We start from the raw sequence: 4365 nt of genomic DNA on the forward strand, positions 1-4365 counted from the left end.
ACGTCGTGTGGGCGTCGCCGTGGCTCCGCTTCCCGATCACCAGTACGTCGTCGACGCCGCGCTCGGCGAGTTCGATAGCGGTCCGGGCGCCGGCAGCACCCGCACCGATCACGAGCACCGACACGTCGATCCGGTCACACTCCGGAAATGTACCGCCGTCGCCAGCGCCAGCATCGATCTGATCCATACGGATGGTAGGTTCCGAAGCCGTTTCAACCCCTCGCGCGCGTGCGCGAGAAGCGAGAATCGGCGAGTCGGTGAGGCGAATTGGCGAGTCGGTGAGGCGAACTTCTCGACCCGGAGAGGCGAACTTCTCGACCGCGGAGGGGGCGTCCTCGGCACGGACGAACTCACCGACAGCGGCTACTCGGCGGCGACGTCGGCGAAGACGAACTCGCTGGAACTCCCGAGGGGATCGTTCACCGTCCTGGTCCGGGCGTCTTCGAAGCCGGCGTCGGACAGCTGTTCTAGCGTCCGATCGCGGCCTGGCGCCGAGAAGAACATCTCGCCGCCCATCCAGCCTCGTCGTACCGTCTCGAAGCGCCCGCCCGGCAGCGTCATCAACAGCGTCCCGCCGGATTTCGTCACGCGGGCGAATTCCCGGTACACCGCAGGGTGCTTCGCTCGCGCGACGTGGAAGACGGCGTGATAGGCGGTGATCCCGTCGACACAGTCGTCGACCAGGGGAATGGTCGACAGCTCGGCCTGGAGCAGCTCCGCCGCCGGCACGGTCCCAGCAGCCAGGTCGAGCCCCTCGCGGGAGAAGTCCAGTCCGACGCTGCCCGCCGGCAGGTTTGCGAGCGTCCTGGCGCCGTCCCCGCAGCCGACGTCCAGGATCGTCGGGTCCGGCGGACAGTCGGCGAGCAACTCGTCGATCAGGTCGGCGTCCGTACCGTCCGGATCGCGTCGCTCGGCGTACGTTTTCGAGACGCCGTCCCACGCGCGGCGGATTTCACCGGGGTCCATACGGATAGGTCGGCCCCAGGACGGTAGTACTCGCCGTCGACCGGTCGCCGGTGAAATCGCCGTCGGATCTCCGAATCCGTCACTCCGATTCGATCCGACCGCCGCCCGGCGGCAGGAAGCGCTTGATCCGGTCCGGATTCGCGGTCTTCCGGTCGAACGTCTCGTCCACGAACCGCTCGCGCATTTCCCGATAGATCCGCTTGGCCGTGTCGCCCCGGGCGTACCGGCCCGGTTCGACCGCGATGGTCGTCACCGCCGGCTCTTCGGTCGCCGTCGGGGGCCGCCGATCACGCGAGTCCAGGGTTCACCACGCGAGCGCCGAGGACGGGACGGGCCGGCGGCTACGCTCCACCGTCGGGACTGATCCCCAGATCCGAGAACGAGGGGGTCAACTCGACCGCATCACCACACTTCGGACACGTGTCCATATCGTTCCTGATGTATGTCCTCTCACAACTCGAACACGTGTGGAGGTCCGTCGACCGACGTTCGTCGGCGTGGGAATCGTGAGGCTCACTGCGGGACTCCGACAGATTGGCGAAATCTATCATTTGCTCGAGTATACGTGTTACCATGTTCGTACAGTATCGGGAGCATTGGCTCGGCTAATAAACGCGCCGTTCATTCACAACGCGTGGCGACGAAATACCGTCGCGTTTACACGAGTCACCACCGTCGCCCACTCCAGGGAACGGTCGGCGTTCGATCCGCGTCACGTTCACCGGTCGCTCACCGTTCGGCCCCTACGGATCCGACATCGGGGGGTGCCGCGCGGCCGTCCCACCTCGTGGGAGAGCGTACCCGATGAGACGAGCAATTCACCACCACCGGCGTCACTCGACGGTGACTCGTCCCGGACACCCCGTTACCCAGCACGCGCACCCGCCCCGGGTTGCACTGACGCGTCGACCGACCACACCAGCATCACCCGTCCGTCGACCGTCCGTATCAGCTCCATCCATCCGGCGAGATGGAGGCGCACCGGCGACGCGACGATCTCGCAATGCCGTGCTCGCTACCCGGAGTTCGAGTCGGTGCTCGACGCGCGTTCGAAGTTCGCCGTGCACGAAGGCGTTCCCTTCAGTCCCCGTTGATCCGACTGCCGCCCGGGGGCAGGAAGTGCTGGATGCGGTCGGGGCTGGCGATCTTGCGCACGAAGGATTCGTCGGCGAACCGCTCGCGGAACTCGCGGTAGATCCGCTTGGCCACGTCGCCCTGGGCGTACCGACCCGGCTCGACCTCGATCGTCGTCACCGCCGGCCCGTCGATCGCCGAGGGCGGCCCGCCGATGACGCGGGTCCAGGGTTCACACTGGATGCCGACCGCGACGCCGACGGGCGTGTCCCGGTGGTAGGTCCGGTCGCCGCGGATCGCGAAGCCGCCTTTCTCCAGGTACTCGCCGCTCTCCGGGGTCTTGGACACCTGACCGGCGTCGACTTCGTAGACGTCGCCGGCGTACCGGCCGTCCTTCCAGACCGAGGCGTACGAGACCGCGAACTGGGCGGCCTCCTCGACGCTCGTCTCCGGGATCTCGATGTCCGACGAGGACGCCTCGCTCGGGTCCGTCGCCTTCAGCACCGTCACCGGACCGCCGTGGGCCTGCGTGTGGAAGACGCGGTCGCCGGGTTCGAGGTACTTTTTGACCAGTTCCTCGTTCTGGTCGGCGTTCCGGCCGCCGATCACCAGGAAGTCGTCGCTCGTGTGGAACCACCGGAAGCGGTCGTACCAGGGTTCGTTCTCGCGGATCGGCACCGACCGCATCGCGAGCCAGTCCCGGTCGGCGCGCTCGTCCGCGTCCGCCGCGTCCGCGGCCTCGCCGCCGTCCGCTCCGGCCTCCCACTCCTCGCGGCGGCGCTCGAGCTCCGCGAGCTCCTCGCGGGTGTCCTCGATGGCGGCGAGCGCGCCCTCCTTTTTCGATTCGATCCGCTTGGCCTCGGTGTAGAGGCGGTCGGCGTTCTTCTCGACGCCGTGTCGGGCGTCCAGCGGGATCCGCTCGCCGTCGACCTCGACGGTGACGGTTCCCGCTTCGCCGTCGACGTCGACGACGGCCTCGGCGGCCGCGATCTCGCGCTCGGCGCCTTCCTCGAAGCGGGCCGCGATCTCGTCCCACGGGCGGTCCCGCTCTCTGGCGCCGCGAACCGTCGAGAGGATCTCGTCGACGAGCCCGTAGTTGGCGTACAGCAGCTCCGCCCGCTCGCGTTCGCGTTCGGCCTCCTCCTCGAAGCCCTCGATGGCACCTCGCTGCTGTTCGATGATCCGCTCGTGCTTGGCGATCCGCTCTTCGAAGTCCGGCCGCTGCGAGCCGGGATCCGGCTCGTCGTCGGCGACGTCGAGCCGGAAGAAGTACTCGTCCAGCGCTTCGGTGAAGTCTTCGTACACTTCGGGTTCCAGGTCGGCCGCTTCGTGCTCGTCCAGCGGGAACGGCGTCGCGTCGACGACCCGGCCCGTAGCGCCGGTCTCCTCGTCGTCGGCGTCTCCGTCATCGGCGGGCTCGACGTAGACGCGGGGATCGAACGCGCCGGTGCGCAGATCGATCGCGAGTCGTTCGACGGCCCCGTAGAGGCGTTCGTACTCGGCTTCGCCGGCGTCCGCGATGTCGAGGGCCTTCTCGACCCCGGCGCGCGTACAGAGCTCCTCCGCGTACAGCCCGCCGAAGTTGAGCTGGGTCGCCAGCGTGCGGACGACGTCCGTGTCGGAGGCGTCCATCTCCCGGTCGAACCGCTCGCGGGAAACCGAGAGCGGGTTGAGCCGCGAGTCGGGGAACTCGTAGCGGGAGCCGGGAGCAACGGTGCGCGACTTCAGGCGCACCGTCTCCAGGCAGTCGACGACCTCGTACTCGGCGTCGGTGACGGCGACGTTCCCCTGTCCGAAGAGCTCGACGATGATCCGGGTGGTGGCGTCCTCCCGCTCGAACACGAACTCGAGGATGCGATCGAACTCGAACTGCTCGACGCCCGCGAAGTCCGCCCCCGACAGCCGGTTGCGAAGCATCTTCGCGAACTGCGGCGGCCGACCCGGCGCGTCCGGGACCCGCTCCGGTGCGACGATGTGGGCCCGCTTGATCTCGCCGACCTCCAGCAGCAGTTCGACCCGACCGCGCTCGAAGTCCCGCATCTTCAGCCGAACGAGGTCGTCCCCGTAGAGGTAGACCTTGTCGACCTTCGCCCCCTCGTACCCCCCGAGTTCCCGGACGAGGGCGGCGAGGTCGACGCTGGTGAGCTCCCGCTTGGGATCCATACCACACACTGCCGGGTCGGAGCAAAAAGGGGTGTCGCTCCGGCGCTCGGGTTCGAATCGCTCGCCATCCCGATCCTTCGATCCGAATCGTCCGTCATCCTGATCGTTCGATCCGGACTGCCCAACATCCCGATCGTTCGTTCCGAATCGTCCGTCATCCCG

3 protein-coding genes and 1 pseudogene are annotated in these 4365 nt (G+C 67.8%); all 4 read right to left on the reverse strand.

Annotated elements, in window-relative coordinates; translation table 11 throughout:
* On the reverse strand, positions 1 to 187 hold a 187-nt coding region (locus tag QZT59_RS18040), incomplete at its 3' end, for an FAD-dependent oxidoreductase (RefSeq protein WP_290819273.1).
* A gap of 176 nt (positions 188 to 363) precedes the next feature.
* Positions 364 to 966, reverse strand: a complete 603-nt coding sequence (locus QZT59_RS18045) for a class I SAM-dependent methyltransferase (protein WP_290819274.1) — start codon at positions 964 to 966, stop codon at positions 364 to 366.
* A gap of 79 nt (positions 967 to 1045) precedes the next feature.
* A pseudogene (locus QZT59_RS18050) lies at positions 1046 to 1272 on the reverse strand (hypothetical protein); the annotation flags it as partial.
* A gap of 774 nt (positions 1273 to 2046) precedes the next feature.
* Positions 2047 to 4203: a ribosome rescue protein RqcH gene (rqcH, locus tag QZT59_RS18055; RefSeq protein WP_290819275.1), complete on the reverse strand. Its 2157-nt coding sequence runs from the start codon at positions 4201 to 4203 to the stop codon at positions 2047 to 2049.
* Positions 4204 to 4365 lie beyond the last annotated feature (162 nt).

Source organism: Halovivax sp. (assembly GCA_007119345.1).
Classification (GTDB): domain Archaea; phylum Halobacteriota; class Halobacteria; order Halobacteriales; family Natrialbaceae; genus Halovivax.